27 protein-coding genes are annotated in these 26,799 nt (G+C 71.8%); 18 read left to right on the forward strand and 9 right to left on the reverse strand.

What is annotated here, in order from left to right; translation table 11 throughout:
• The first annotated feature begins 126 nt into the window (after positions 1-126).
• From JT362_RS30790 to JT362_RS35490, 3 genes are read left to right on the forward strand one after another with little or no spacing between them, the layout of a single operon-like run.
• Positions 127-843 (forward strand): response regulator transcription factor, encoded by a 717-nt coding sequence (locus JT362_RS30790; protein ID WP_260195357.1) that lies wholly within the window; start codon positions 127-129, stop codon positions 841-843.
• The gene (locus tag JT362_RS30795; RefSeq protein WP_311202772.1) at positions 840-2,189 is read left to right on the forward strand and encodes a sensor histidine kinase; all 1,350 of its coding nucleotides are present in this window, start codon (positions 840-842) and stop codon (positions 2,187-2,189) included. Before JT362_RS30790 ends, JT362_RS30795 begins: the two co-directional genes overlap by 4 nt.
• Positions 2,186-2,974: a (deoxy)nucleoside triphosphate pyrophosphohydrolase gene (locus JT362_RS35490; protein WP_311202773.1), complete on the forward strand. Its 789-nt coding sequence runs from the start codon at positions 2,186-2,188 to the stop codon at positions 2,972-2,974. Before JT362_RS30795 ends, JT362_RS35490 begins: the two co-directional genes overlap by 4 nt.
• A gap of 291 nt (positions 2,975-3,265) precedes the next feature.
• On the opposite strand, the gene trpS is transcribed toward JT362_RS35490, so the two are convergent.
• The gene (trpS, locus tag JT362_RS30805; RefSeq protein ID WP_260195358.1) at positions 3,266-4,243 is read right to left on the reverse strand and encodes a tryptophan--tRNA ligase; all 978 of its coding nucleotides are present in this window, start codon (positions 4,241-4,243) and stop codon (positions 3,266-3,268) included.
• 185 nt (positions 4,244-4,428) lie between these two features.
• On the reverse strand, positions 4,429-4,590 hold the full coding sequence (locus JT362_RS30810; RefSeq protein WP_260195359.1) for a hypothetical protein: 162 nt from the start codon (positions 4,588-4,590) through the stop codon (positions 4,429-4,431).
• Between the two features lie 112 nt (positions 4,591-4,702).
• On the opposite strand from JT362_RS30810, the gene typA reads away from it, so the two are divergent.
• The 12 genes from typA (at position 4,703) to dapC (ending at position 18,387) form a co-directional block, all read left to right on the forward strand.
• Positions 4,703-6,607 carry a translational GTPase TypA gene (gene typA / locus JT362_RS30815; RefSeq protein ID WP_260195360.1) on the forward strand — a complete coding sequence of 635 codons (1,905 nt, stop codon included), beginning with the start codon at positions 4,703-4,705 and terminating at the stop codon, positions 6,605-6,607.
• A gap of 98 nt (positions 6,608-6,705) precedes the next feature.
• Positions 6,706-8,388: an ABC transporter family substrate-binding protein gene (locus JT362_RS30820; protein WP_260195361.1), complete on the forward strand. Its 1,683-nt coding sequence runs from the start codon at positions 6,706-6,708 to the stop codon at positions 8,386-8,388.
• Between the two features lie 422 nt (positions 8,389-8,810).
• Entirely contained in the window at positions 8,811-10,535 is a 1,725-nt protein-coding gene (locus JT362_RS30825) for a peptide ABC transporter substrate-binding protein (RefSeq protein ID WP_260195362.1), read from the forward strand.
• 74 nt (positions 10,536-10,609) lie between these two features.
• Positions 10,610-11,542, forward strand: coding sequence for an ABC transporter permease (locus JT362_RS30830; RefSeq protein WP_260195363.1), 933 nt, complete (start codon positions 10,610-10,612; stop codon positions 11,540-11,542).
• Positions 11,543-11,553: 11 nt separating this feature from the next.
• Positions 11,554-12,528 carry an ABC transporter permease gene (locus tag JT362_RS30835; protein WP_260195364.1) on the forward strand — a complete coding sequence of 325 codons (975 nt, stop codon included), beginning with the start codon at positions 11,554-11,556 and terminating at the stop codon, positions 12,526-12,528.
• A gap of 14 nt (positions 12,529-12,542) precedes the next feature.
• Positions 12,543-13,622: an ABC transporter ATP-binding protein gene (locus tag JT362_RS30840; protein ID WP_260195365.1), complete on the forward strand. Its 1,080-nt coding sequence runs from the start codon at positions 12,543-12,545 to the stop codon at positions 13,620-13,622.
• Positions 13,619-14,680 (forward strand): ABC transporter ATP-binding protein, encoded by a 1,062-nt coding sequence (locus JT362_RS30845; RefSeq protein WP_260195366.1) that lies wholly within the window; start codon positions 13,619-13,621, stop codon positions 14,678-14,680. The genes JT362_RS30840 and JT362_RS30845 overlap by 4 nt, the downstream gene beginning before the upstream one ends.
• A 1-nt stretch (position 14,681) precedes the next feature.
• Complete coding sequence (locus JT362_RS30850) at positions 14,682-15,629, forward strand: ABC transporter permease (protein WP_260195435.1); 948 nt, start codon at positions 14,682-14,684, stop codon at positions 15,627-15,629.
• A gap of 22 nt (positions 15,630-15,651) precedes the next feature.
• Positions 15,652-16,500: an N-acetyl-1-D-myo-inositol-2-amino-2-deoxy-alpha-D-glucopyranoside deacetylase gene (gene mshB, locus JT362_RS30855; protein ID WP_260195367.1), complete on the forward strand. Its 849-nt coding sequence runs from the start codon at positions 15,652-15,654 to the stop codon at positions 16,498-16,500.
• Positions 16,500-16,892, forward strand: a complete 393-nt coding sequence (locus JT362_RS30860; protein ID WP_260195369.1) for a hypothetical protein — start codon at positions 16,500-16,502, stop codon at positions 16,890-16,892. Before mshB ends, JT362_RS30860 begins: the two co-directional genes overlap by 1 nt.
• An 89-nt stretch (positions 16,893-16,981) precedes the next feature.
• Complete coding sequence (gene fdxA, locus JT362_RS30865; RefSeq protein ID WP_260195370.1) at positions 16,982-17,308, forward strand: ferredoxin; 327 nt, start codon at positions 16,982-16,984, stop codon at positions 17,306-17,308.
• Positions 17,305-18,387 carry a succinyldiaminopimelate transaminase gene (dapC, locus tag JT362_RS30870; RefSeq protein ID WP_260195372.1) on the forward strand — a complete coding sequence of 361 codons (1,083 nt, stop codon included), beginning with the start codon at positions 17,305-17,307 and terminating at the stop codon, positions 18,385-18,387. Before fdxA ends, dapC begins: the two co-directional genes overlap by 4 nt.
• Here dapC and JT362_RS30875 read toward each other — a convergent pair.
• The 3 genes from JT362_RS30875 to abc-f form a co-directional block, all read right to left on the reverse strand.
• Positions 18,338-19,225 carry a CHAD domain-containing protein gene (locus tag JT362_RS30875; protein WP_260195373.1) on the reverse strand — a complete coding sequence of 296 codons (888 nt, stop codon included), beginning with the start codon at positions 19,223-19,225 and terminating at the stop codon, positions 18,338-18,340. The two genes, dapC and JT362_RS30875, sit on opposite strands and share 50 nt — an antisense overlap.
• A 4-nt stretch (positions 19,226-19,229) precedes the next feature.
• Entirely contained in the window at positions 19,230-19,484 is a 255-nt protein-coding gene (locus JT362_RS30880) for a hypothetical protein (RefSeq protein ID WP_260195375.1), read from the reverse strand.
• Between the two features lie 101 nt (positions 19,485-19,585).
• Positions 19,586-21,187 carry a ribosomal protection-like ABC-F family protein gene (abc-f, locus tag JT362_RS30885; RefSeq protein ID WP_260195376.1) on the reverse strand — a complete coding sequence of 534 codons (1,602 nt, stop codon included), beginning with the start codon at positions 21,185-21,187 and terminating at the stop codon, positions 19,586-19,588.
• 101 nt (positions 21,188-21,288) lie between these two features.
• Here abc-f and JT362_RS30890 point away from each other — a divergent pair, with 101 nt between their 5' ends.
• On the forward strand, positions 21,289-21,900 hold the full coding sequence (locus JT362_RS30890) for a TetR/AcrR family transcriptional regulator (RefSeq protein WP_260195377.1): 612 nt from the start codon (positions 21,289-21,291) through the stop codon (positions 21,898-21,900).
• On the opposite strand, the gene dapD is transcribed toward JT362_RS30890, so the two are convergent.
• The 3 genes from dapD to JT362_RS30905 are packed head-to-tail and all read right to left on the reverse strand — an operon-like array spanning position 21,897 to position 24,262.
• Positions 21,897-22,868, reverse strand: a complete 972-nt coding sequence (gene dapD / locus JT362_RS30895; protein ID WP_260195378.1) for a 2,3,4,5-tetrahydropyridine-2,6-dicarboxylate N-succinyltransferase — start codon at positions 22,866-22,868, stop codon at positions 21,897-21,899. The genes JT362_RS30890 and dapD overlap by 4 nt on opposite strands.
• Positions 22,869-22,878: 10 nt before the next feature.
• A complete protein-coding gene (locus tag JT362_RS30900; RefSeq protein WP_260195379.1) occupies positions 22,879-23,754 on the reverse strand; it encodes a hypothetical protein in 876 nt (291 codons plus the stop codon).
• 16 nt (positions 23,755-23,770) lie between these two features.
• Positions 23,771-24,262, reverse strand: a complete 492-nt coding sequence (locus JT362_RS30905) for a SigE family RNA polymerase sigma factor (protein WP_260195380.1) — start codon at positions 24,260-24,262, stop codon at positions 23,771-23,773.
• A 79-nt stretch (positions 24,263-24,341) separates the two neighbouring features.
• On the opposite strand from JT362_RS30905, the gene dapE reads away from it, so the two are divergent.
• Positions 24,342-25,400: a succinyl-diaminopimelate desuccinylase gene (dapE, locus tag JT362_RS30910; RefSeq protein WP_260195436.1), complete on the forward strand. Its 1,059-nt coding sequence runs from the start codon at positions 24,342-24,344 to the stop codon at positions 25,398-25,400.
• Here the strand turns inward: dapE and JT362_RS30915 are convergent.
• Positions 25,393-25,899: a hypothetical protein gene (locus tag JT362_RS30915; RefSeq protein WP_260195381.1), complete on the reverse strand. Its 507-nt coding sequence runs from the start codon at positions 25,897-25,899 to the stop codon at positions 25,393-25,395. The genes dapE and JT362_RS30915 overlap by 8 nt on opposite strands.
• 40 nt (positions 25,900-25,939) lie before the next feature.
• On the opposite strand from JT362_RS30915, the gene JT362_RS30920 reads away from it, so the two are divergent.
• Positions 25,940-26,719: an LOG family protein gene (locus tag JT362_RS30920; RefSeq protein ID WP_260195437.1), complete on the forward strand. Its 780-nt coding sequence runs from the start codon at positions 25,940-25,942 to the stop codon at positions 26,717-26,719.
• Positions 26,720-26,799 lie beyond the last annotated feature (80 nt).

The following is a 26,799-nucleotide window of genomic DNA, read 5'->3' on the forward strand; positions in this document are numbered from 1 at the left end:
CCGGTGATGTCGAGGTTGCCGGATGGCAGCTGAGATGACGCTGAGAGTGACGGGTTGGTGGGGCGGTGGCTGAGAATGTACTGAGAGTGGGCTGCCGCTTTCGGTGCGAGCGGGCATGCTTGCCGCATGAAACCGCGTGTGCTGGTGGTGGACGACGAGCTCGGAGTGCGCAGGGCGCTCCAGCGTGGGCTCGGCGCCGAGGGCATGGAGGTCGTCGTGGCCGCCGACGGCCCGAGCGCGCTCGACCTCGCGCGCACCGGCGCGTTCGACGTGATCCTGCTCGACATCATGCTGCCCGGTCTGTCCGGCTACCGGGTGCTGCAGCGGTTACGCGCGGAAGGGGTCGGCACGCCGGTGCTGCTCGTGTCGGCCAAGGACGGCGAGATCGACCAGGCCGACGGGCTCGACCTCGGCGCCGACGGGTACTTAGTCAAGCCGTTCTCCTTCGTCGTGCTGGTAGCGCAGGTGCGGGCGGTGCTGCGGCGCGGTGCCGGCGACGGGGCTGAACGGCGGCTGAGAGTCGGCGACCTGGTGGTCGACCGGGCGACACGCGAGGTGCGGCACGCGGGCGAGGTCGTCCCGCTCTCCCCGCGCGAGTTCGCGGTCCTGGAGGTGCTCGCCGGCCGGGCCGGTGCGGTGGTCACCAAGGACGAGCTGCTGCGCACCGTGTGGGGTGACGAGCTGGCGGCGACCCGCAACGCGGTCGAGGTTTACGTGGGGTACCTGCGGCGCAAGTTGGACGCGGCGGGCGCGGGTGGGATCGTGCGTACCGTGCGTGGACACGGATACGTCGCCTCCAGCAGCGAGCTGGACGCGGTGCTCGAACCCGGTCCCGGGCGTTGAGAGGTGCGCTCGGGCGGCTCGTCGGGCTGCTGTGGCTGCGGCGGACGCTGCGGTTCCGGATCACCATGGTGGCGACGGCGGCCACCCTGGCGGTACTGCTCCTGCTGGCCGTGCAGACCAGCCGGCTGATCGGTCCGCTGCTGGTCAGCTCGGCCGACGAGCAGCTGCAGGAGATCCTCGACGCGGCCGTCACCGAGGTGCGGGCCGGGAGTGCCCCGGCGGACGATCCGGTCGGCGTGCGCGCGCGGGTGCTCGACACGGCCGGCGCGCCGGTCGACGGGCTGCCGGTGCCACCGCTCGACGCGGCGGACGTCCGCACGCTCAAGGCGGGCACGCCGGTACTGCGGAAGTCGGAGGAGCCGCCGCAACGGTGGGTGGGCACGGTGGCGACGGCGCCGGACGGCTCGCAGCGGCTCGTGGTCGTCGGCACCACGCTGACCGGGTACTTCGTCGCGCAGGAGCGGGCGCTGAACTGGCTGCTGGTGGCGGCCCTGATCGCCACGGCGGCCACCGGGACGGCGACGTGGTTCGCGGTGCTGTCGTCGCTGCGGCCGGTGGAGCGCATGCGCAGCGCGGCGACGCGCCTGCCCGCCGGGCACCGGTTGCCGCTGCCGACCGCGCACGACGAGCTGCGTTCGCTGGCGGCCGCGCTGAACGGCCTGCTCGCCCGGCGCGACGAGGCGACCGACCGGCTGCGCCGCTTCACCGGGGACGCCGCGCACGAGTTGCGTTCGCCGGTGGCGTCGATCCGGGTGCAGGCCGAGGTGGCGGTGGCCAACCCGGACGCGGACTTCGCGCACGAGGTCCTCGCCGACGTGGTGCACGAGTCCGAGCGGCTGTCGACGCTGGTCGAGGGCCTGCTGACGCTCGCGCGCTCGGACGCGGGCGAACTGCCGGCCGCGCAGCCGGTGGACGTGTGCACGGCGGCGCGGGACGCGGTGGGCCGGGTCGACCGGCGGGGTCTGGTCGTCGGCGTGAACACGCCCTCGACGGCGTGCTGGGTGCTGGCCGCGCCGGCCGAGGTGGACCTGGTGCTGGACAACCTGCTGCGCAACGCCGTGCGGCACGGCCGGGCGATGGTGACGGTGACGGTGCTGCGGCGGGCGGACACGGTGTGGCTGATGGTGGACGACGACGGTCACGGGGTGGCGGAGGAGCACCGGGAGAAGGTGTTCGACCGCTTCTACCGGGTGCAGGACGACCGCTCGCGCGACTCGGGTGGTGCGGGGCTCGGCCTCGCGCTGGTCGAGGAGGTGGTGCGCAGGCGGGGCGGCTCGGTGCGGGTCGGCGAGGCGCCGGAGGGAGGTGCCCGGTTCCAGGTGCGGTGGCGGGCGTTGCGGACGTGACGGTGTTGCGGACGACCGCGCTGGTCGACGCGCCGCCGAGGGCGGTGTCGGCCGCGCTGACCGAGCGGTCGCTGTTCGGCGGCACGGGGGTGCTGGCGCCCGGGGCGGAGGTGCGGGTGCTGGGCGCCCGGCTCCGGGTGGCGGAGACGACGGTGTCCGGCCTGCGCCTGGTGCCGGTCGGCGTGGTGCCGGTCGCGGTACCGGTCGGCGCGGTGCCGGTGCCGATCGCGCTGTCGGTGCGGCTGTCGGCGACGGCGGGCGGGGTGCTGGTGACGTGCTCGGCGACGTCGCGATGGGCGCGGCGGCGGGTGCTGGGCGTGCTGGAGACGGTGGTGGACCGGGTGCGGGCGCGGGCGGAGGCGCTGGTCGGCGGGTCGCTGGTGGTGGGGGCGGCGATCCGGCGGGGGCGGACGGTGCTGGCGCAGCAGCGGGCGTACCCGGCGACGGCGGCCGGGCGGTGGGAGCTGCCGGGTGGACGCGTGGAGCCCGGGGAGTCCGATGTGGACGCCGTGGTGCGGGAGTGCGCGGAGGAGTTGGGGGTGGGGGTACGGGTCGGCGCGGCGGTCGGCCCGGACGTGGCGCTGTCCGAGCGGAAGGTGTTGCGGATCTACCGGGCGGAGCTGGTGGACCCGCTGGCCGAGCCGCATCCGCACGACCACCAGGCGCTGCGGTGGCTCACGGCCGGCCGGCTCGGCCAGGTCGACTGGCTGCCGGCCGACCGGGTGCTGGTCCCGGCGCTGCGCCGGCTGCTTCGGGCGAACGGACAGGGGGCGGCGGACGGCTGAGGCCGGATGCGGCACCTCGCGGCGGCGGACCGCACCAGACGGCTCGCCTGGCGAGGCGACCGCAGCCTCCTGGTCGCACGCCGGGCCTCGCGAACGGGCGGGGTCCCGCTCGCGAGGCCGACGGCACACGCGCGATTCCGCTCACGAGACCGACGACCGCACTGGCACCCGGGATTCCGCTCGCGAGATTGACGACCGCACTGGCACCCGGAATTCCGCGCTCGCGAGATTGACGACCGCACTGGCACCCGGGATTCCGCTCGCGAAGCCGACGATCCGGTGTCCGCCGGACTAGCCGACGCCGGCCAGGCGGAGGACCGTGGACAGCCGGTCGGCGCCGCGTTCGGTGGCGCGTTCGGCGCCCTGGCGGCGGATTCGGTCGAGCTCCGGCGGGTCGGCCAGCAGCTCACCGGTTCGTTCGCGGATCGGGCGTAGTTCCTCGATCACCAGGTCGGCGACCGTGTCCTTCAGCTCGCCGTAGGAACCGAAGGCGTCGGCGACCTCGCGGGCCGGTTTGCCGGTGCAGGCGGCCACGATCTCCAACAGGTTCGCCAGGCCTGGCTGCTCGTCGGGGTGGTACTCAAGGCGATCAAAACTGTCCGTCACGGCTCGCTTCACCTTGCGGCGCAACAGGTCTGGCTCGTCCATGACGAACAGGACGCCGGCCGCGTCGGGGGTCGACTTGGCCATCTTCCTGGTCGGATCGGACAGGTCCTTGACGCGCGCCGCGGCCGGCGGGGTCACCGCGCGGGGAACCACCAGGGCGTCGCCGAAGGTGGTGTTGAAGCGTCTGGCCAGGGAGCGCGCCAGTTCGACGTGCTGGGCCTGGTCGTCGCCCACCGGGACCTCGTCGGCGCCCTGCAGCAGGATGTCGGCGGCCATCAGCACGGGGTAGGTGAACAGACCGACCCGCACGGGCGTCTCGGCTAGTTCGCGGGCGGCGCTCTTCTCCTTGAACTGGGTCATCCGTGCCGCCTCGCCGAACGAGCACGTGCACTCGAGGACCCAGGTCAGCGGGCCGAGCTGGGGCAGCAGATCGGACTGCACGAAGATCTGGTCCGGCTCGATGCCGGCGGCCACGAGCAGGGCCAACAGCTCGCGGGAGCGGTGCCGCAGGCGTTGTGGGTGGTAGGACGTCGTCATTCCGTGCAGGTCGCTGACGAAGTACAGATCACCGGGACGGCCCTCGCGTGCCCAGCGCCGGATCGCGCCGAGGTAGTTGCCGAGATGCGCCGGGCCGGACGGCGTGATCGCGGAGAGGCGGGGCATGGGGTCCTCCTTCGGGTCGTCGCCCGCCGGTGGCCCCCGGACACAACGAAGGCCGCCCGCTGCGGGCGGCCTGTTGGTCTCAACGCGTGCGCGTCACAGCCGCCGGTCGGCGGCCCACCAGTTGAGACTTGTGACGTTGCGCATGCCCCTCAGTCTAGGGGTCGCGGCTGGGACAACGGAACGAGCTAGGCGGCCTTCTTGTACTCGGCCTTCGCACGCTTGAGGGCCAGCACCGGACACCGCTTGCACCGCGACGACGACCGGCAGCACTTCTTCTTCACCTTGCCGGCCTTCATCAGCTTGCGCACGGTCTGCGCGGGCGTACGGTCGCCGTGCTTCTTGCCCATAGCCACTTAGGTTAACCTTACCTTCAACCAGGGTTCCAGGGCCGGCAGCTATCCTGTACACCGCCGCGGTTCCGCGCGCGACCAACGACGCCACACCTACAGGAGCACGTGCGTGCCTGCCACCGATACCGGAGCGCCTGCGATCGCCAGGACCGACCTCCGCAACGTCGCGATCGTCGCGCACGTCGACCACGGGAAGACCACCCTCGTCGACGCGATGCTCCGCCAGTCCGGGGCCTTCTCCACCAGGGCCGAGCCCGTCGACCGGGTCATGGACTCCGGCGAGCTCGAGCGCGAGAAGGGCATCACGATCCTCGCCAAGAACACCGCCGTCCGCCGGGAGACCCCCACCGGACCGATCACCATCAACGTGATCGACACCCCGGGCCACGCGGACTTCGGCGGCGAGGTCGAGCGCGGGCTGTCCATGGTCGACGGCGTCCTCCTCCTGGTCGACGCCAGCGAGGGGCCCCTGCCGCAGACCCGCTTCGTCCTCCGCAAGGCGCTCGCCGCCGGCCTGCCGGTGGTGCTCGTGGTCAACAAGGTCGACCGGGCCGACGCGCGCATCGCCGAGGTCGTCTCCGAGACCCACGACCTCCTGCTCGACCTCGCCACCGAGCTGGACCACCTGGACGCCAACATCCTCGACCTCCCGGTGGTCTACGCCTCCGCCCGCGCCGGCCGCGCGAGCCTCGAGCAGCCGGCCGACGGGGGCCTGCCGGACCAGGACAACCTCGACGCCCTGTTCGCCACCCTCCTCGAGCACGTCCCGCCGCCGGCCGGCGACCCGGAGGCCCCGCTGCGCGCGCTGGTCACCAACCTCGACGCGTCCAGCTTCCTCGGCCGGATCGCGCTGTGCCGGGTGCACGCCGGCACCATCCGCAAGGGCGAGACCGTCGCCTGGTGCCGGGCGGACGGCTCCATCGACAACGTCCGGATCACCGAACTCCTGCTCACCGAGGCCCTCGAACGGATGCCCGCCCAGCGCGCCGAGGCGGGCGACATCGTCGCCATCGCCGGCATCCCGGACATCACCATCGGCGACACGCTCGCCGACCAGGACGACCCCGAGCCGCTGCCCCGGATCAGCGTCGACGAGCCCGCGATCTCGGTCACCATCGGCATCAACAGCTCGCCGCTGGCCGGGCGCGGCGGTGGCACGAAGCTGACCGCACGCCTGCTCAAGAACCGGCTCGACGCCGAGCTGGTCGGCAACGTCTCCGTCCGCGTCCTGCCCACCGAACGGCCCGACACCTGGGAGGTCCAGGGCCGGGGCGAGCTGGCGCTGGCGATCCTGGTGGAGACCATGCGCCGCGAGGGCTTCGAGCTGACCGTCGGCCGCCCGGAGGTCGTCACCCGCACGATCGACGGCACCCTCTGCGAGCCGTTCGAGCGGCTCACCGTGGACGCCCCCGAGGAGCACCTCGGCGCGATCACCCAGCTGCTCGCCGCCCGCAAGGGACGCCTGGAGCACATGGGCGGGCACGGCACCGGCCGGGTCAGGGTCGAGTACGTGGTGCCCTCCCGCGGGCTGATCGGGTTCCGCACCGACTTCCTCACCGAGACCCGGGGCACCGGCATCGCGAACGCCATCTTCGAGGGCTACTTCCCCTGGGCCGGGCAGATCCGCGGCCGGCACTCCGGCTCGCTGGTCGCCGACCGCACCGGCTCGGTCACCAGCTACGCCATGCTGCAGCTCGCCGACCGGGGCACGTTCTTCGTCGAGCCGGGCGCGGACGTCTACCAGGGCATGGTCGTCGGCGAGAACCCGCGCGCGGAGGACCTCGACGTCAACGTCACCCGGGAGAAGAAGCTCACCAACATGCGCTCCTCCGCCGGCGACGAGCTGGAGCGGCTGGCCCGCCCGCGCAAGCTGGTGCTGGAGGAGGCGCTGGAGTTCTGCGCCCCGGACGAGTGCGTCGAGGTCACCCCGAACGTGGTCCGCATCCGCAAGGTCATCCTGGACAGCGTCCAGCGCGCCCGCGCCCGTTCCCGCGAGAAGACCCGCAACGCCTAGCGGAACCGCCGGTCGCTCCGGCACGTCACCTGAAGGAGGGAGCGCGGGGGCGGTCTGGCAGGGTCGAGCTCAGGGAGGCGAACGGGGAGGTGAACCGGGTGGCGCGCGGAACACGGCTGGTGCCGCTCGTGGCGGTGCTCGTGCTCGCCGCCTGCACCCCCGAGCCCCGGCTGGTCGAGACGCCGGTGACCTCGCCCGTACCGGAGCGGGTCGACACCGGCGAGCTCGTGGTCGCCGTGAGCGGCGTGGCGGGCGGCTACAACCCGCACCACATCAGCGACCAGTCCGTGGTCACCACGGCACTCGCCAACCTCGTCCTCCCGTCGGTCTTCCGCACCGGCCCGGACGGGGTGCCCCGGCTGGACCGCACGGTCATGTCGTCGGCCGACGTGACCAGCTACGACCCGTACACCGTGACCTACCAGATCCGCTCGGACGCCTCCTGGTCGGACAACGCGCCGGTCGCCGCCGAGGACTTCGTCTACCTCGCCGAGCAGGTCGCCTCCTCGCCGGGCGCGCTGGACGCCGCCGGGTACCGGCTGATCGAGGACATCAACGCGGCCGACTCCGGCAAGACCGTCGAGGTCGTGTTCGCCGAGCCCTACCCCGGCTGGCGCTCGCTGTTCGCCAACCTGCTGCCCGCGCACCTGCTCAAGGACGCACCCGGCGGGTGGGACGGCGCGCTGCAGGACAACTTCCCGGCCGCCGCCGGGCCGTACGCGGTCAAGGCGCTGGACACCGACCGCGGCGAGGTCGTGCTCGAACGCAACGACCGGTACTGGGAGGACCCGCCGACGCTCGACCGGATCGTGCTGCGCCGCACCGACCAGCCCGGCGTCGTCGACGCGCTCGACGCCGGGCACGCCCAGGTCGCCCTGGCCCGGCTGGACGCGGTCGGCGTGAACTCGGTGGGCAAGCTGACCCCGCCGGTCGCCACGCACACGGTGGCCCGGCCGACGGTCAGCACGATCGCCATCCGCCCGGACCGGCCGCAGCTCACCGAGCGCGAGGTACGCCAGGCGATCGTCGCCCTGCTCGACCGGGAGCAGCTGGTCACCGTCGGAACCGGCGACGGTCCGGCGGCCGAGCTCCTGGCGAACTCCCACGTCCTCGCGCCGAGCCAGCCCGGCTACCGGCCGACCGCGCCGGCCGAGGCCGGCCACGCGCCGCAGCGGGCCGGGCAACTGCTCCGCGGCGCCGGCTACACCAAGACCCCCGCCGGCTGGACCCGCGGTGGGGAGCCGCTCGACCTGGTCATCGGCGCGCCCGAGGAGCGGGAGCCGGCCAAGCGGATCGCCGAGGAGACCCAGCGCCAGCTGGTGGCGGCCGGCATCACGGCCGAGGTCGTCACGCTGCCGGCCGACGAGCTCTACGCCCAGCTCCACGCGGGCGCCGACGCCGACGCCGAGCAGAACGGCGGCGAGCCGGTCGACCTCGCGGTCATCGGCCAGCCGGTCGGGGCCGACCCGGCGACCTCGCTCGCCAGCAACTTCGGCTGCGTTCCCGGCGAGGACGGCCAGCCGCCGGCGCCGGCCAACCCGCTCGGCTTCTGCGACGCCGGGCTGCAGCCGACGATCGACGCCGCGCTCACCGGAGCACTCTCCGTGACCGACGCGCTGGCCGCCGTCGAGCCGGCGCTGTGGCGGGCCGCGGTGTCGGTGCCGCTCTTCCAACAGGCGGAGACCCTGGCCATCCGCGGTGATGTGTCCGGCGTCACTCCGGGGCCTCCGCTCGCCGGTCCGTTCGCCGGCGCGGCGGAGTGGCGGCGCACCGAGGGCTAGCGGTTTCGCCGGTTCGTCTTCCGGACATGTTTCGGCCATCACGCCGGTAGCGGAGCGGGCTGGGGTACCCGCCGAAAGTAGGGGTTCACCTGCGGTTTGGTGCCGTGCGGTAATCGTTGGATCGCAAGCCGCCACCGCCGTGTCACCCTTTGGTCACGATCGGCCGGGAGCGCGTGACGAGGGGGTTGGGAGTTCCTACCGTCCTGCAACGGTGCGTCGGCGATTTGGCTCCGGCGCGTCACAAGATCGGCTGACACGAGGTTCCATGACGGCGTGCGCCCAGGAGGAGACGTGACGCGACGCCACGGGGCACACCCCGACCCGCCCCCGCCGCGCGACGTCAACCGGCTCCGTGCACGATGTGTCACGACAACTAAGGGAGCACACCCCGGGCAGGGCGTGCTCGCCCATGGAGGATCGACTTGAGAAACAAATCCGTCCTGCTGCGTGCGGCAGCCGGGCTGGCCGTGGCCAGCCTGGCGCTGACCGCGTGCTCCCAGCAGAGCAACACGGGAACCGACGGTGACGGCGGCGGCGGCAACGAAGAGCCGTCGGCCGGCTACCCCGAGGTCTTCAACGACGAGGTCACCGAGGATGGCACGCCGGGCGGCACCTTCCGGCTCGGCATCGTCGAGCCGGCGGCCATCGACCCGTACACCGCGTACGAGTCCGAAGGTCTCCTGGTCACCGACAACCTGTTCACCGGTCTGGTGCACACCACGTCGAGCGGCGAGACCGTGCCGGCGCTGGCGACCGAGTGGTCCTCCAACGACGACTGCTCCGAGTGGACCTTCAACCTGCAGACCGGGACGAAGTTCCACAACGGCGAGGAGGTCACCTCCGCCTCCTTCAAGCGGGGCTGGGAGCGCGTGACCGCCAAGGCCTCCGCCTCCGACGTCGCGTACCACTTCGACCAGATCGAAGGGTACGACGAGATGCAGGCCGGCACGGCCAACCAGCTCTCCGGTGTCGACGCGAGCGACCCTGCCGTGCTGAAGGTGTCGCTGGCCTCGCCGAGCTGTGAGTTCTACCTCCGCACCGCGCACACGGCGTTCAGCCCGGTGCCCGAGGTCGCCGGTCCCGGCCAGAACGAGGCCTACAACAACCAGCCGATCGGCAACGGCCCGTTCATGATGGACGGCCCGTGGCAGCACGACCAGGGCATCAAGCTCAAGCGGTTCGACGACTACAACGCCGGCCCGAAGGCGTACCTGGACGCCGTCGAGATCACCATCCTCGTCGGTGACGACGCCCAGCAGAAGGAACTGGACGGTCTCAACAACGGCCAGTTCGACTGGGCCCGGGTCCCACCGAACCAGCTCGCGGTCACCCGCGAGAAGTACGAGCCGCAGGACGGCTGGATCTCGAAGAAGACGTTCGGCATCGACTACCTGCAGGTCGCGGTGACCAAGCCGCCGACAGACTCGGCCAAGGCCCGCAAGGCGATCTCGATGGCCATCGACCGGCCGTCGATCATCGAGGGCGTCTTCGACGGCTCCCGCGCGCCGGCCACGGCGTTCGTGCCGGGTGGTTTCCAGGACGCCTACCAGCCGGGTGTGTGCGACGCGTGCGAGTACAACCCCGAAGAGGCCAAGAAGCTGGCCGAGGAGGCCGGGCTGACCGAGGGCACCGAGCTGAACTTCCAGTTCAACACCGGTGGTGGCCACGAGCAGTGGACCGCCGCGGTCAAGCAGCAGCTGGAGAAGAACCTCGGCCTGAAGGTCAACTACTCGGGCGTGGAGTTCAACGACATGCTGGAGAACCAGCAGAGCCCCGACTCGGCCGGCATCTACCGCCTGTCGTGGGGTGCGGACTACGCGACCCCGGGCAACTTCCTGCAGCCGCTGTTCTCCACCGCCGCCATCGGCACGGACGACCCGAACGCCCCGGCGACCGGTGACAACCCCGGCCGGTACTCGAACCCCGAGTTCGACGACCTGATCAAGCGGGCCGCGGCGACCAAGGACGAGGCCGAGCGGATCAAGCTGTACCAGCAGGCCGAGCAGATCTGCATCGGTGAGGACCTGGCCGCCATTCCGATGTTCGAGCGCCAGCAGTTCCGGGCGTTCGACAGCTCGAAGTGGGCCAACGCGGGTGACATGGACTTCCACGAGAACCCGAAGCTCGACGTGATCTACCAGAAGTAAGCAACGCGTGACGGTGGTCGGCGGCCTCGACGTGGAGGTCGCCGACCACATCTACGAGAGAGGTCGAACCGGACGTGGCGAAGTTCATCACCCGGAGGCTCGCCCACGCCGTCCTGGTCATCATCGCGGCGACGTTCCTGATCTACCTGGGACTGTTCGTTCTCGGTGACCCGTTCGCGTCGAGCGGCGAGAAGACGGTGCCACCGGAGATCCAGGAGGCCCTGCGCGAGAAGTTCGGCATGAACCAGCCGTTCTTCATGCAGTACCTCACCTACCTGCAGAACATGTTCACGTTCGACTTCGGCATCGACTTCGAACAGCGTCGCGACGTGGGCGACATGCTGGCGGCCGCGGTACCGGCCACCGCCCGGCTGGCCGTGATCGCGATCCTGATCGAGATCGTCATCGGACTGACCGCGGGCGTCATCGCCGCGGTGTCGCAGTACACGTTCCGCGACGTCTTCATCACCATCATCACCACGCTGGGCATCGGCATCCCGGTGTTCGTGATCGGCATCGGCCTGCGCGCCGGGCTGTCCGGCGAGTGGATCTTCCCCGCCGTGCCACGCAGCTTCACCGTCGAGACGCCGTGGTGGCAGGAGATCATCCTGCCGGCGTTCACCCTCGCCATCCTGGACGCGGCGTTCATCGCGCGACTGATGCGCGGTTCGATGCTCGAGGTGCTGCGCGCCGACTACGTGCGCACCGCCCGCGCCAAGGGCCTGTCCGAGCGGAAGGTGATCGGCAAGCACGCCTTCCGGAACTCGGTGATCCCGGTGGTCACCTACACCGGCGTCAGCCTGGGCGTGCTGCTCGGCGGCGCGCTCATCACCGAGACCATCTTCGAATACCAGGGACTCGGGTTCCTACTGGTCAGAGCGATCCAACAGCACAACAACCCGGTGATCGTGCCGATCGTCGTGTTCGCGGTGCTGACCTTCGTGGTGCTCTCGACCCTGGTCGACATTCTCTACGCCTACCTTGATCCGCGAATCAGGCTGCACTGAGGGAGGACGCTGTGACAACACCACCCCAGAGCGGGCGCGAGCCGGACACCCACGTGCCGGCCGAAGCACTGATGACGCGGTTCGAGGCGCCGGAGCCGGGAGCCGCCGACGCGACCGACACCACCGGCAAGGGCAAGAAGGCATCCGGTCAGCTCCGCGACATCTGGCGGCGCTACAAGCGCAACAAGCTGGCCGTGGTCGGCCTCGTGGTCGTGGCGTTCCTGATGATCCTCGCGATCCTGCAGCCGTGGATCACCCCGTACGACCCGATGGAGCAGAACCTGCTGAACACCAGGAAGCCGCCTTCGGACGGTCACTGGTTCGGCACCGACGTGCTCGGCCGGGACATGTTCTCCGCGATCATCTACGGGGTGCGGCTGGCCATGATCGTCGGCTGGAGCGTGATGTTCCTGTCGTTGATCGTCGGCCTCGCGCTCGGCGCCGTCGCCGGTTTCCGAGGGGGCGCGCTCGACTCACTGATCATGCGCGTCACCGACATCGTGCTGGCGTTCCCCGCGCTGATCGGCGCGATCCTGGTCGTGCAGATCTTCGGCAACGGCATCTGGCAGGTGGTCATCGCACTGGCCATCCTCAGCTGGCCGACCGCGGCGCGGCTGATGCGCGGGTCGACGCTGTCGCTGCGTGAATCCGAGTACGTCGAGGCCGCCCGATCGATCGGAGCCTCGGACACCCGGATCGTGACCAGGCACATCCTGCCCAACGCGATCGCTCCGACGTTGATCTACTCGTTCAGCCACATCGGCGTCGCGGTCGTGGCGATGGCATCCCTGGCCTTCCTGGGTATCGGCGTGCCGCCGGACATCCCGGAGTGGGGAACGATGATCGCGAACGCGGTGCCCTCGCTGAACGTCGAGGGCGAGTCCCACATGTGGGTCTTCCCCAGCCTCGCGATCGTGGTGACCACGCTGGCCTTCGCCTTCGTCGCCGACGGCCTGCGCGACTCGATCGACCCGAAGCTTCGGTAAGGAGATACCCGCGCATGGCGCGCACGGACAGTACGGGCAGTACCCCCGACTTCGACCTCGACGGCCAGGCCGCGCCGCTGCTCGAGATCGACGACCTGCGGGTGCACTTCAAGACCGACCACGGCGTGGTGAAGGCGGTCGACGGGGTCAGCTGGCACGTCGACGAGGGCGAGACGCTCGCCATCGTCGGCGAGTCCGGCTCCGGCAAGTCGGTGTCGGCGATGAGCATCCTCGGCCTGGTGCCGACCCCGCCGGCGACCTTCCCGTCGGGCGACATCCGGCTACGCGGCCGGTCGATCCTGAAGATGCCGGAGAAGCAGCAGCGCAAGCTCCGCGGCCAGGAGATCGCGATGATCTTCCAGGACCCGCTGACCGCGCTGAACCCGGTGTTCAAGGTCGGCGACCAGATCGCCGAGATGATCCGCACGCACCAGGACGTGACCAAGACCGTGGCCAGGCGCCGGGTCCTGGACCTACTGGGCGAGGTCGGCATCCCCAACCCGGGGGTGCGGATCAACCAGTATCCGCACGAGTTCTCCGGCGGCATGCGGCAGCGCGCGATGATCGCGATGGCCCTGGCCAACGACCCGAAGGTGCTGCTCGCGGACGAGCCGACGACGGCGCTCGACGTCACCATCCAGGCACAGATCATGGCGCTGCTGGAGAAGCTGCGCCAGGAGCGCAACACCGCGATCGTGCTGATCACCCACGACCTGGGCCTGGTGGCCAGCCACGCCGACCGGATCAACGTGATGTACGCGGGACGCATCGTCGAGGCCGGCAGCTGCGACGACGTGTTCTACCGCCCGCAGCACGCCTACACCTTCGGCCTGCTGTCCAGCCTCGCCAGGATGGACAAGCAGCGGCAGGACCGGCTGCTGCCGATCAAGGGTGTACCGCCGAGCCTGTCGAAGGTGCCGCCGGGTTGCCCGTTCCACCCGCGCTGCCAGTTCGCGACCCAGGGCTGTGTCGAGGCCGTGCCCACGCTCGAGACCGTCGTCACGGACGAGACGATGAACGGCGGGCTGCACCGCGCCGCGTGCATCCACAGCGACCAGGTCGAGATCGCGTACTCCGAAAGGCTTGCTCCATGACCTCGCCGAGCTCCGCATCCTCGTCCGGCGGGACCTTGCTCGACGAGGCCCCCTTGCTCGAGGTGAACAACCTCGTCAAGCACTTCCCGATCCGCGGCGGCCTGATCGGCCGTCGTCCGACCGGTTTCGTCCAGGCCGTGAACGACATCTCACTGACCGTCGGTCGCGGCGAGACCGTGGCGCTGGTCGGGGAGTCCGGCTGCGGCAAGTCCACCACGGCGCGCTCCGTCCTGCGGCTGCTGGAGCCGACGAGCGGCGAGGTCCGGCTGGACGGCGTCGACGTGATGGCGCTCAACCAGAGAGATCTGCGCCGGGCGCGGCGGGACATGCAGATCGTGTTCCAGGACCCGTACGCCTCGCTGAACCCGCGGATGACCATTCGGCAGACGCTCACCGAGAAGTACGAGCTGTTCGGCCACCAGGTCACCAAGTCGACGATCTCCGACCTGCTCGACACCGTGGGTCTGGCCGAGGAGTACGCCGACCGGTACCCGCACGAGTTCTCCGGCGGGCAGCGCCAACGGATCGGCATCGCCAGGGCGATCGCGCTGAACCCGAAGTTCATCGTGCTCGACGAGCCGGTCTCGGCGCTCGACGTGTCGATCCAGGCGCAGATCATCAACCTGCTCGAGGATCTGCAGGACGAGCTGGGCCTGACCTACCTGTTCATCGCCCACGACCTCTCCGTGGTCCGGCACATCGCCGACCGGGTGGCGGTGATGTACCTGGGCAGCGTGGTGGAGACGGCCGATCGCGACGAGCTGTTCGACCGGCCGCACCACCCGTACACCCAGGCGCTGATCTCCGCGGTGCCGATCCCGGACCCGAGGGTGGAGCGGCGTCGGGAACGCATCGTGCTGCGCGGCGACGTGCCGAACCCGGCCAACCCGCCGTCCGGCTGCCGGTTCCGCACCCGCTGCTGGAAGTTCGAGCAGCTGTCGGAGACCGACGCGCGCCGGTGCATCGAGGAGCCGCCGCCGCTGTACGAGATCGACGGCAACCCGGCGCACCAGGCCTCCTGCCACTACGCATCGCTGCGTGACGTGGTGAGGTCCTGACCTGGCCAGGTTCGCCGCACGGCGATTAGCCCAGGCCGTAGCGGCCATCGTCATCACGACGATGCTGACCTACTACGGCCTGTTCGTCATGCACGACCCGTTCGCGACGAACAACGGCCGGGTCGTGCCGCCGGAGATCAAGGCGGCGCTGGACGCCAAGTTCGGCATGGACGAGCCGTTGCCGGTGCGGTACGTGACCTACCTCGCCAACCTCGTCACCGGCGACCTCGGCATCGACTTCCAACGCCGCCGGGAGGTCTCCGACCTGATCGTCGCCGCGCTGCCGAACACCGTGCGGCTGGCGCTGATCGCGATCATGCTGCAGCTGGTGATCGGGCTCGTCGCCGGGGTCATCGCCGCGATCCACCGCAGCCGGTTCCTGGACGTGCTGATCTCCACCAGCACGGTCCTGCTGCTCGGCATTCCGATCTTCGTGCTCGCGGTCGTGCTGCGCTCCGAGCTGGCCGGCCTCACCGTGTTCGGCGTCGAGGTGTTCCCCGGTGTGCCGCTGCGGTTCACCACCGAGGTGCCCTGGTTCAAGGAGGTCGCGCTGCCGGCCGTCACCCTGGCCGTCGGGGAGGTCGCGGTGATCGCCAGGATCGCCAGGGCGGCGATGCTGGACGTGCTGACCGCCGACTTCCTGCGCACGGCCAGGGCCAAGGGCGTCGCCGAGTGGCGGGTGGTCTTCCACCACGGGTTGCGCAACGCGCTGATCCCGGTGGTGCACCTGGTCGGCATCGGCCTCGGCACGACGCTGGGCGGAGCGTTCCTGGTCGAAGAGGTCTTCGAGTACCCCGGCCTCGGTTACCTGTTCTTCCGCTCCATCGGCGAGAAGAACGATCCGGTGGTCATGGCCATCACGGTGTACGCGACCATCACGTTCGTGCTCCTCAGCGCGCTGGCCGACCTGGTGTCCGCGTACCTCGATCCCCGCATCCGGATCCAGTGACCGACCGACTTAGGCTGATCGAGTGACACTTTCCACCGCGCCCCGGCTGCTGCTCGTGCACGCCCATCCGGACGACGAGAGCCTGTGGACCGGCGGCACCATCGCCCGCTACGCGGCGGCCGACGTGCAGGTCACGCTGGTCACCTGCACGCTCGGCGAGGAGGGCGAGATCATCCCGGAGTCGCTGGCCGGGCTCGCCGCGGACCGGGCCGACCAGCTCGGCGGCTACCGGATCGGCGAGCTGCGCTCGGCGTGCGCGGCGCTCGGCGTGTCCGACCACCGCTGGCTCGGCGGCGCGGGCCGCTGGCGCGACTCGGGCATGGCGGGCATGCCGGCGAACGGGCACCCTCGGGCGTTCGCCGGCGGGGACCTGGACGAGCAGGTGGCCGCGCTGGCCGAGGTGGTGGCCGAGGTGCGCCCGCAGGTGGTGGTCACCTACGGCCCGGACGGCGGCTACGGGCATCCCGACCACATCCGCGCGCACCAGGTCACGATGGCCGCCTGCACGGGCGCGGAGGGGGTCGAGCGGATCTTCCACGCGGTGACCTCGCGGCGCGCGACCGAGCTGGGGGTGGCCGAGCTGGCGGCCGTGCCGGAGCTGCCGTTCCGGCTGCCGGCGCCGGGCGAGCTGCCGGAGACCGACGACGCGGTGATCACCACCTCGGTGCCGACCGCCGAGGTACTGGCGACCAAGGTGCGGGCGCTGCGGGCGCACTCCACGCAGGTCAGCGTGTGGCAGTCGGCGGACGGGTCGGCGCGCTGCTACGCGTTGAGCAACGGCGTCGCCCAGCCGCTGCCGGCGGCGGAGTTCTACGTGCTGGCCGAGGGCGACCCGGACGGCGCGGCAGCGGACCTGTTCGGCGGCCTGTGATGACCGCGCGGGACCGGGTGCTCCTCGTGGTGCTGATGCTGGACGCGGTGGTGCTCGGGGTGGTGGAGCTGATGTTCCTGCCGCTGTCGTTCGACGGGTACCTGCTGCCGAACCTGGGTGGGTTCCCGCTGCCGCTGATGCCGCTGCTGGCCGCGGTGACCACGCCGCTGCTGGTCTCAGTGGCTGGGACGCTGTCGCCTCGGGTGGTGGTCGCGGCCGCTCCCCTGGCAGCGTGGATCGTGACGGTCGCGTGGGTCGGTGTGTTCGGGCCGGGCGGGGACGTGCTGCTGACCGCGGACTGGCGCTCGCTGCTGCTGTTCGGCTGCGGGGCGCTGCCGTCGGCGGTGGTGCTCGGCCGCGTGCTGGCCGCCACACATTCGGCCCCACGGTGACGTCGCTCGAGTGCCGAGGGGGATACTAGCGACAGCCGGTAACCTCCGCGTGCAGGCACATCTCTCACAGGAAGAAGCAGGAGAACGCAGTGACCTATGTGATCGCCGAGCCCTGCATCGATTTGCTCGACAAAGCGTGCATCGAAGAGTGCCCGGTCGACTGCATCTACGAAGGGGACCGGATGCTCTACATCCACCCCGACGAGTGCGTGGACTGCGGCGCCTGCGAGCCGGTGTGCCCGGTCGAGGCCATCTACTACGAGGACGACGTCCCCGACCAGTGGAAGGAATACACCAAGGCCAACGTCGACTTCTTCGACGAGCTCGGTTCCCCGGGCGGCGCGGCCAAGGTGGGCAAGGTCGCCGCGGACCCGCAGTGGATCAAGGACCTGCCCCCGGTCCAGCACGACGAGTGAGCCGCGCGCTCCCGACCTTCCCGTGGGACTCGCTGGCATCGGCCAAGGCCAGGGCCGTTGAGCATCCGGCCGGGGTGATCGACCTGTCCGTCGGCACCCCGGTCGACCCGGTGCCCGACGTCATCCAGCGGGCCCTGCTCGACGCCGCCGCCGAGCCCGGCTACCCGACCACGCACGGCACGCCCGCCCTGCGCGCGGCGGCCGCCGGTGCGCTGGCCCGCCGGCACGGGGTGACGGTGCCGGCGCAGGACGTGCTGCCCACGATCGGGTCCAAGGAGCTGGTGGCGTGGCTGCCCACGCTGCTCGGCCTGGGGCCAGCGGACACGGTGGTGATCCCGGCGCTGGCCTACCCGACGTACGAGGTCGGGGTGCGGCTGGCGGGGGCGTCGGTGCTGCGGTCGGACGGGCTGTTCGCGGCCGGGCCGGCGCGGCCCGCGCTGGTGTGGGTGAACTCGCCGTCGAACCCGACCGGGCAGGTGCTGCCGGTGGAGCACCTGCGCAAGGTGGTGGCGTGGGCGCGGGAGCGGGGCGCCGTGGTCGCCTCGGACGAGTGCTACCTGACGCTGGGGTACTCGTCCGCGCCGACGTCGATCCTGCACCCGTCGGTGTGCGACGGGGACGTGACGGGGTTGCTGGCGGTGCACTCGCTGTCGAAGTCGTCGAGCCTGGCGGGGTACCGGGCGGGGTTGGTGACCGGCGACCCGGCGCTGGTGGCCGGCCTGCTGGCGGCGCGCAAGCACGCGGGGATGATCGTGCCCCGGCCGATCCAGGCCGCGATGACGGCGGCGTTGTCCGACGACGAGCACGTGGCGGTCCAGCGTTCGCGGTTCGCGGGCAGGCGGTCGGTGCTTCGGGCGGCGTTCGAGGGGGCGGGGTTCCGGATCGACCACTCGGCGGCGGGCCTGTACCTGTGGGCCACCCGGGACGAGCCGGGGTGGGACACGGTCACCTGGCTCGCCGAACGCGGCGTCCTGGTGGCCCCTGGGTCCTTCTACGGGCCCGCGGGTGAGCGGCACGTGCGGGTGGCGCTCACGGTCTCCGACGAGCAGGCGGCGTCGGTGGCCGCGCGGCTGCGCTGAGCAGGTCGGCGGCGAGGCGGTCGACCTCGGTGAAGGCCTCGTGCCAGCGGGCGCGACGGTCGGCCCTGACGGCGTGCTCCCGCTCCACCAGGCGACCGGCGACGAAGACGGCCTCGTGGTCGATGTCGGCGAGCTCGGTGAGGTCGGCGAGTTGGTCGCGGATCTCCGCCTCGGCCACGCAGGCGTCCTGGTGGTCGCCGAGGACGTCCTGGAACTCGCGGGTGGCTTTGATCAGCCTGCGGACCGGTTTGCCGCCGGTCGGCTCGGCCAGCTCGGCGGCGTAGCGCAGGCGTTTGCCGCGGATGCGCAGCGCGTGCAGGTCGTCGTCGGGTGGGTCGTCGCCGAGGGCCAGCGCGTCCCGGCGGAGCTTGCGGTGCGGGCCGGCGATGACCTCCAGCAACGCGTCCCCGTCCCGAGGGGCGGGGACGCGCAGGCCGGTGAGGGTGTGCAGCAGGGCCGTGTACCGGCTGCCGTCGAAGACCTCCAGCAGCCGGCGCCTGGCCCGCCGGCGGTCGGCGACCAGGCCGGCGAGCAGGCGTTCGACCGCGGCCCGCTCCGCAGGCGGGAAGTCGGCGGACTGGGTGCGGATGCGGCCGAGCAGCACGTCCAGGTCGCGGACCCGGCCGAGGACGCCGCCCAGCCAGCGCAGTTCGTCCCGTACCGGGTCGAGGCCGGTGTCCGGGGTGGCCTTGAGCGCGGCCCGGAGGCGGCGGACCGCGACCCGCATCTGGTGCACGCCCTCGGGGTCGTCGCCGAGCCGCGCCACGGCCTCGTGCTCGACGAGCGCACGCACCTGTTCCTCGACCCGAGCGGAGATGTCGAGGCCGGCGCGTCCCACGGGCTCAGGCGGCGGAGAGCGCGTCCCGCAGCTGGCGGGCCAGCTCGGCCTCGGTGTAGAAGTACCGGCCGTGGGTCTCGCGCAGCGTCTGCTCGGAGTCCGCACTCAGCACGATGACCTCCGTGCCGGCGTACTCGGCCACCCGTTCCAGCTCGAACCGCCGGCGCATGGCGGTGTCGCCGTCGGCGAAGGACTCCTGCACGAGGAGCTCCCCGGTCTCACGGCGATAGACGAGCACGACATGGATCACGTTGTTCATGGTAGCCGCTCCAGAAGGTTGTCGAGGGAGTCGATCGCCGCCCGCACGGGGGCGACCGGTTTCCCGTAGCGCCGCACCTCCAGGTCGACAAGCTTGGGTGTTCAGCAGGCCAGGCGGCCGTTCTCGAGCGCCAGGCGGGTGCCGTGGAAGCGGCGGTGCAGGGCGCGGTCGTGCGAGACGACCACCAGGGCGCCGGGGAAGGCGTCGATCGCCTCCTCCAGTTCCTCGACGAGGGTGAGGGACAGGTGGTTGGACGGCTCGTCGAGCAGCAGCACGTCGGCCGGGCCGGTCACCAGGCGGGCGAGGGCGAGGCGGCGGCGCTGGCCGGCGGACAGGGCGCCGACCGGGACGTGCAGGTCCGAGGGGCGGAACAGGCCGAGCGCCAGCAGGCGCGCGGCGTGCTCCTCCGGCTGGCCGGGGCGGCCCTCGGCGAACGCCGTCAGCAGGGAGCGGCGTGGGCGGTCGACCGGGATCTCCTGCGGGAGGTAGGCCACCCGGCCGTGGCGGTTCACGACGCCCTGGTCGGGAGCGAGGGCGCCGGCCAGGACCCGTAGGAACGTGGTCTTGCCGGCGCCGTTCGGGCCGTGGACCAGTAGGCGGTCGCTTCGGGCCACCGTGAACTCCTCGATCGTGAGGCGTTCACCCACACGTACGTCGTGGAGCGTCACCACGGTGTCGGCTCGGGTGCCGGCGTCGGCCAGGCGGACGGTGAAGCGCAGCGGGTCCGGTGGGCGCGGCACGGGGTCCTCGTGCAGGCGGCGCAGGCGCTCCCGCGCGTTGCGCACCCGGCTCGACACCGAGCTCTGCACCCGGCCGGCGTCCCGGTCGTAGGCGACCTTGTTGCGGTCCTTCATCACCCGGCCAGGAGCCACCCGGTGGGCGGTGGTCGCGGTGAACTCGGTCAGCTGGGCGACCTCGTCGCACCACCGCTGGTACGCCTGCTCCCACCGGCGCCGCGCGGACGCCTTCGCCGTGAGGTAGCCCGCGTAGCCGTCGCCGTAGCGGGACACCGCGCACCGGTCGCCGTCGACCTCGACGACGGCCGTCGCCACCCGTTCCAGGAACACCCGATCGTGTGAGACGGTCACGATCGTGCCCTTGTGGGTGCGCAGATGGTCCTCGAGCCAGGTCAGCGCGGTGGCGTCGAGGTGGTTGGTCGGCTCGTCGAGCAGCATCACCTCGGGCACCGCGGCCAGCAGGCAGGCGAGGCCGAGCCGGGCCTGCTCCCCACCGGAGAGGCTGCCGAACCGGCGGTCGCGGTCGATGCCGGCGAGGCCGAGCGCGTGCATGGTCTTGTCCACCCGCGCGTCGGCCTGGTAGCCGTCGCGCAGTTCGAACGCGGTCAGCAACTCGCCGTACTCGACCAGCGCCGGACCGTCCAGATCGGACTCCAGCTCGCGCATTCTCCGTTCCATCGCACGGAGATCCGCGAGCGCGTCGTCGATCACGTCGGCCACAGTGGACGACGGCGGCAGCTCCGGCGTCTGCCCGAGGTAGCCGACGCTCGACGCGGAGACCACCACGTCGCCGTCGTCGGGCCGTTCCCGGCGGGCGAGCAGCCGCAGCAACGTGGACTTGCCGGCGCCGTTCTCGCCGACGACGCCGACGCGCTCACCGGGACGAACGGCGAGCGACACGCCGTCCAGCAGCAGGCGCTCACCGTAGGACTTGCGCACGTCGCGCAGGGTCAACTGAGTAGACAAACCACACCTCCAAGGCGGACACACGGGAACCGGGGTCGCCTCAGAAGTCCATGTCGCTCGCGCCTCCACAAACGCTACTCAAGTTGCGTTAGCATGGTGCCATGTCCACCACGCCGGCGCAACCCGTTACCCGTCCCGGCGGCCGCACCGCCCGCACCCGAGCGGCCGTGCGCGACGCGACCCTGGCCGAACTCGCCGCGCACGGTCACCGCGGCCTCACCGTGGAGGGCGTCGCGGAACGCTCCGGGGTGCACAAGACCACCGTCTACCGCCGCTGGGGCGGGGTGGACGGGCTGATCGTGGACGCCCTCGACCTGGCAGCCGACGACGACTGGCAACCGGCCGACACCGGCACCTTCGCCGGCGACTGCCGGGCATTGGCCGACGCGGTCCGGCGCTCGTTCGCCGACCGGACCGAGGGCGCCGCCTCCACGGCGATCGTCGCGGCGGCGTTCCAGTCGACCAGGGCGGCGGATGCCCTGCGGAAGTTCTACGCCGACCGGCACCAGCGGTCGGAGGTCGTGGTGGACCGGGCGGTCGCCCGCGGCGAACTGCCCGCGGAGACGGACGCGGCCGCGATCGTCCGGGCCGTGGTGGCGCCGCTGTACCACCGGCTGTTCGTCACCCGCGAGCCGATCGACGAGCGGGTGACCGAACATGCCGCGGCCGCCGCGGTGGCCGCCGCGCTCGCCGGGGTGTTCGCCCAAACCTAATTCGCGTGCAAAGCCTCGTTGAGGGTTACGCCGGCGCCGGTGCGGGCGACGGCCTCGACGGCGCCGGTGGCCGAGTTGCGGCGGAACAGCAGGCCGGGCACGCCGGACAGCTCGCGGGCCTTGACCAGCCGCCCGTCCTCGAGCGCGACCTTCGTGCCGGCGGTGACGTACAAGCCGGCCTCCACGACGCAGTCGTCGCCCAGCGAGATGCCGACGCCGGCGTTCGCGCCGATCAGGCAGCCGGCGCCGATCGAGATGGTCTCCTTGCCGCCGCCGGACAGCGTGCCCATGATCGACGCGCCGCCGCCGACGTCCGAGCCGTCGCCGACCACCACGCCGGCGGAGATCCGGCCCTCGACCATGGACGCGCCGAGCGTGCCCGCGTTGAAGTTCACGAAGCCCTCGTGCATGACCGTCGTCCCGGTCGCCAGGTGCGCGCCGAGCCGCACCCGGTCCGCGTCACCGATCCGCACCCCGGCCGGCACCACGTAGTCGACCATCCGGGGAAACTTGTCCACCCCGTACACGGTCACCGCGCCCCGCCCGCGCAGCCGCAGCCGGGTGGCGGCGAAGCCCTCCACCCGGCACGGCCCGTGGTTGGTCCACACGACGTTCGCCAACACCCCGAACAGCCCGTCCAGGTTCAGCCCGTGCGGCGCGACCAGCCGGCTCGACAGCAGGTGCAGCCGCAGGTACGCGTCGTGCGCGTCGGCCGGCGGCTCGGCCAGCGAGACGGTCCCGGTGCGCACCGCGACCACCTCGACCGACCGGGCGGGGTCCGGGCCGAGCAGCGCCGAGACCCCGGTGCCGAGTTCGTCGACCGCCTCCTGCTCGGACAGCCGCTGGGTGCCCGGCACCGCGTCGTCGTCCAACTTCGGGTGCGGGAACCAGGTGTCCAGGATCGTGCCGTCGTCCGCCACGGTGGCGATGCCGACTCCCTGCGCGCCGGTGATCTCAGTGCTGCTCACGCCCGTGAGGCTAGTCGAGGTGGAACCGGGGGTCGGCGGCCAGTGCGGCCAGCTGCTCGGCGGTGAACGGAAGCCCGTCCAGGGCCGGGAAGTTCGTGAACGCGCGGTCGGCCGCCTGTCCGACGTACACCAAGGTGCCGTCCTCGTGCCGGTAGCCGGCCCACTGGTCGAACTGGTCGCGGCCGCCGGGGGGGACGGTGACCACCGCGACCCGCTTGCCGTCGACCAGCACCTCCGTGCAGTCGCCCATCCCACCCCAGTACGGCGGCATGTCGCAGCCCTCGCCGACTCCCGGGCCACCCGGCGTCCGCACCGCGGCGGACAGCCTGCCGACCCCGTCACCCTTCGTCAGCGCCACGTCGGCCGAGTACGTCCACACCTCGACCCCGTCGAAGGTGTCGTCGTAGTTCGCCTGGTGCGTCCTCATCGGCGACCCGGCGAGGTCCCCGGTGCCCACGAGGTCGTCCGGCGTCTCGTACCCGGCCGGCACCGCGGCCTCCAGCTCGGTGAGCACCGTCATGCCCGCGTCGTACTCGGGCCCTTCGGTGGCCGTGCGGTCGGTCTGCCCGTTGGGCCAGGACGGCTCGGTCTCCTCGGTCGACACGGCCGACGACGGCGCCTCCGTGGTCTGGGTGACCGACACGCTCGGCTGGCCGGCGGCGACGTTCAGGCCGGGTGCGTCCCCGGACCCCGACGGGACCAGCACCGCCACGCCGACGGCGATCGCCACCACGGCGGCCGCGCTGCCCCCGCCGGCCCACATGGCGCGCCGGCGCCTGCGGTCGCGCCGGGCGGCGTCCAGTACCGGCCCCTCGTTCATCGGCGGCGGCTCGGGGGTGGCGGACATGTTCGTGCGCAGGGCGTCCCGGAACTCGTGCTCGTTCATGGGTGTCTCCGTGGTGTCAGAAGGTGGAGGTGGGAACCAGGTGGCGCAGCGCGTCGAGGCCGCGGGCGGTCTGGCTCTTGACGGTGCCGGCCGTGCACTTCAGTGCCTTGGCGGTGTCCTCGACGGACATGTCCTCCCAGTAGCGGAGCACCAGGGCGGCCCGCTGCCGGGGCGCGACGTCGGCGAGCGCGCCCAGCAGCACCATCCGGTCCTCGACGCTCCCGGCGACCGGCTCGGACCGGTCGTCGTGCTCGGCGGTCGGCCGTTCCCGGTGGAAGAACCCGCGCCGGCTCTCGTCCAGGAACGTGCGCACGAGGATCTGCCGGGTGTAGGCGTCCAACGTCTCGTGCCCGGCGATCCGGTGCCAGGCCCGGTACAGCTTCACGAACGCCGTCTGCACCAGGTCCTCCGCGCGATGCCAGTCACCGCACAGGAGGTACGCGGTGCCACGCATGGTGCTCGACCGGCTCGCGAAGTAGTCGGCGAACGCCGCGTCGCGATCTTGCATGAAGCCTCCCTGTGGTGTCCCCGGGTTAGTCACGCGGGGTGCCACCCGCCGGGTTGCAGGCGGGTACGTTTTTCCCGTGATCGCCGAACTGGACCTCACCGCCGACCCCGCCGAGCTGACCGCGCGGCTGGTCGACATCCCCAGCGTGTCCGGCGAGGAGGGCGAACTGGCGGCCGCGGTCGAGGTGGCGCTGCGGTCCCTCCCCCAGCTGGAGGTCGTCCGGTCGGGCAACACCGTGCTCGCCCGCACCTCGCTCGGCCGGCCGTCGCGGGTGGTGCTCGCCGGGCACCTGGACACCGTGCCGGTCAACGCCAACCTGCCGCTGCGCCGGGTCGGCGACGAGCTGCACGGCCTCGGCACGGTCGACATGAAGGGCGGCGACGCGGTCATGCTGCACGTCGCCGCGACCGTGCGCGAGCCGAGGCACGACCTGACGTTCGTGTTCTACGACTGCGAGGAGGTCGAGGCGGCACGCAACGGGCTGGGCCGGGTCGAGCGGGAGCTGCCCGGCTGGCTGGCCGGTGACCTGGCGGTCGTGTGCGAGCCGTCGAACGCGGTGGTCGAGGCCGGCTGCCAGGGCACGATGCGGGCGGAGCTGCGGACCGCCGGCCGGCGCGCGCACACCGCCCGCGCCTGGATGGGCGTCAACGCGATCCACGGGCTCGGGCCCGCCCTGCGCGTCCTGGACACCTACGCCGCGCGCGAGGTCGACATCGACGGCTGCCACTACCGGGAGGGTCTGCAGGCGGTGCGGGTGTCCGGCGGGGTGAGCGGCAACGTGGTGCCGGACGAGGCGGTGCTGACGGTGAACTTCCGGTTCGCCCCGGACCGGTCGGTCGCGGCCGCCGAGGAGCACCTGCGTGGAGTCTTCGAGGGTTACGACCTCACGGTCACCGACCACGCAGCGGGTGCCCTGCCCGGACTGTCCGCGCCGGCGGCGGCCGAGCTGGTGGCGGCGGCCGGTGGGGAGCCGGTGGCCAAGCTGGGCTGGACCGACGTGGCCCGGTTCGCCGCGCTCGGCCTGCCGGCGGTGAACTTCGGCCCCGGCGACCCGACGCTGGCGCACACCAGGGAGGAGCACGTGCCGATCGCGCAGATCCACCGCTGCGCGGAGGTGCTGACCAGCTTCCTCACTTGAGGGTGCTGGCGCGGGCGCCGTGCACGGCCGCCAGCGCCAGCGTGCCGACCAGGGCCAGCCACCGGGCCGGCGCGGTGTCGTAGTCCTCCGCCTCGACGATGCCGTCCGCCTCGACCCCGCCGACGAGCAGCACGCCGAGCGCCGCGAGCAGGGCGACCACCACGAACCCGAGGTGCGCGCGGCGATGCGGCTCGTCGGTGAGGAACACCGCCAGCGTGCCGAACACGAGCGCCGCGAGCAGGAGCAGGGTCAGCGCGCCCTGCCAGCCCTGCGCGGCCATCCCCCACAGGGTGTCGACGTAGGTGCGGTCGGTGTCGGTGTCCTCGGCGTGCCGCCAGGTGCTCGCGGTGAGCGCGGCGACCACCCCGGCGAGCACGCTCGCCAGCACCGCGTAGATCAGGTCGGTGTGGGTTGCCCGCTGACCGCGGGAGACCGCCTCGACCCGCTTGCGCAGCGTCAACAGCGACTGTTCGAGCTTCGCGATCCGCTCTTCCGACATTCCCGGGACGGTAATGCGTCCTAGACTCGCGCGGGTGACGATCGAGCAATTCGCCAACCAGCCGGACGACGACGAGCGGCCGAGGGAGAAGCAGCGCGGCCCGGTCGTGCTGCGCCGATCGCGGCGGGACGAGGCGACCACCACCGACCAGCGGCTTCTCGACTCGCGCGGCCCGGCGGACTGGGTGCACACCGACCCGTGGCGGGTGCTGCGCATCCAGGCGGAGTTCGTGGAGGGCTTCGGCGCGCTGGCCGAGGTGCCGCGCGCGGTGACCGTGTTCGGCTCCGCCCGCACGCCGCGCGACCACGACGAGTACAAGCTGGGCATGGAGATCGGCGGGGCGCTGGCGAAGGCGGGCTACGCGACGATCACCGGCGGCGGCCCGGGTTCGATGGAGGCGGTGAACCGCGGCGCGTCGGAGGCCGGCGGACTGTCGATCGGGTTGGGCATCGAGCTCCCGTTCGAGCAGGGGCTCAACCCGTGGGTCGACCTTGGCGTGAACTTCCGGTACTTCTTCGCGCGCAAGACGATGTTCGTGAAGTACTCGCAGGCGTTCATCTGCCTGCCCGGCGGCTACGGCACCCTGGACGAGCTGTTCGAGGCCCTGACCCTGGTGCAGACGAAGAAGGTCACGAAGTTCCCGGTCGTCCTGTTCGGACGGTCCTACTGGGGCGGCCTGTACGACTGGGTCCGCGACACCCTGCTCGCCGAGGGCAAGATCGGCGAGAAGGACGTCGCCCTCCTGCACGTCACCGACGACGTCGACGACGCGATCCGCGTGGTCGAGGACGCCTACCAGGCCTGGGTGGAAACGCACTGAGACCCGAACCGGAGTTGGCCGACGGCGAGGTCGTCCTGTGGACCGGCAGGTCGAGAGCCACTCGGCGATGGAAGGTCGGG

Origin of the sequence: Actinophytocola gossypii, from assembly GCF_025165815.1 — a bacterium.
Lineage (GTDB): Bacteria > Actinomycetota > Actinomycetes > Mycobacteriales > Pseudonocardiaceae > Actinophytocola > Actinophytocola gossypii.

Coding starts and splice junctions, on each gene's coding strand:
- JT362_RS30790 (WP_260195357.1), top strand. CDS start 127: ATGAAACCGCGTGTGCTGGTGGTGGACGACGAGCTCGGAGTGCGCAGG.
- trpS (WP_260195358.1), bottom strand. CDS start 4,243: ATGCCCCGCCTCTCCGCGATCACGCCGTCCGGCCCGGCGCATCTCGGC.
- JT362_RS30810 (WP_260195359.1), bottom strand. CDS start 4,590: ATGGGCAAGAAGCACGGCGACCGTACGCCCGCGCAGACCGTGCGCAAG.
- JT362_RS30840 (WP_260195365.1), top strand. CDS start 12,543: ATGGCGCGCACGGACAGTACGGGCAGTACCCCCGACTTCGACCTCGAC.
- JT362_RS30845 (WP_260195366.1), top strand. CDS start 13,619: ATGACCTCGCCGAGCTCCGCATCCTCGTCCGGCGGGACCTTGCTCGAC.
- JT362_RS30860 (WP_260195369.1), top strand. CDS start 16,500: ATGACCGCGCGGGACCGGGTGCTCCTCGTGGTGCTGATGCTGGACGCG.
- JT362_RS30880 (WP_260195375.1), bottom strand. CDS start 19,484: ATGAACAACGTGATCCATGTCGTGCTCGTCTATCGCCGTGAGACCGGG.
- JT362_RS30890 (WP_260195377.1), top strand. CDS start 21,289: ATGTCCACCACGCCGGCGCAACCCGTTACCCGTCCCGGCGGCCGCACC.
- JT362_RS30900 (WP_260195379.1), bottom strand. CDS start 23,754: ATGAACGAGCACGAGTTCCGGGACGCCCTGCGCACGAACATGTCCGCC.
- JT362_RS30905 (WP_260195380.1), bottom strand. CDS start 24,262: ATGCAAGATCGCGACGCGGCGTTCGCCGACTACTTCGCGAGCCGGTCG.
- JT362_RS30915 (WP_260195381.1), bottom strand. CDS start 25,899: ATGTCGGAAGAGCGGATCGCGAAGCTCGAACAGTCGCTGTTGACGCTG.